Raw genomic sequence first — 443 nt, forward strand, 5'->3', positions numbered from 1 at the left:
AGGAAAATTTGCGGACCACGCGATTCACGGTGCACGTCATTGACATAAGCACGAATACGGTCTCCATAGCGAAAAGATTCACGTGGAATTAATTCATCACGGCGTACGATAGCTTCACCCCGACCTAGATCAACGATAACATTACCATATTCTACACGTTTTACTGTACCAGAAATAATCTCACCAATTTTATTTTTAAATTCTTCGTATTGTTGGTCACGTTCCGCATCGCGTACTCTTTGTACAATAACCTGTTTAGCAGATTGTGCTGCGATACGTCCAAAGTCCATAGGAGGTGAAAGATCAGCAAAAAAATCACCAATTTTTGCGTCTGCTTGGCGTTTAAGTGCATCGGAGAGAGTAATTTCAGTTGTATAATCCTCAACGACATCAACAATTTTAAGCAGGCGCTGTAACTTAATTTCACCTGTTTTGGAGTTGAT

The 443-nt window shown here is 40.6% G+C and carries 1 protein-coding gene; it reads right to left on the minus strand.

Features of this window, described 5'->3' with window-relative positions:
- The coding region (locus tag J7R10_RS08775; protein ID WP_208436482.1) for a NusA N-terminal domain-containing protein at nt 1-443 on the minus strand (443 nt) is incomplete at both ends.

Source organism: Bartonella vinsonii subsp. berkhoffii ATCC 51672 (genome assembly GCF_902825225.1).
Classification (GTDB): domain Bacteria; phylum Pseudomonadota; class Alphaproteobacteria; order Rhizobiales; family Rhizobiaceae; genus Bartonella; species Bartonella berkhoffii.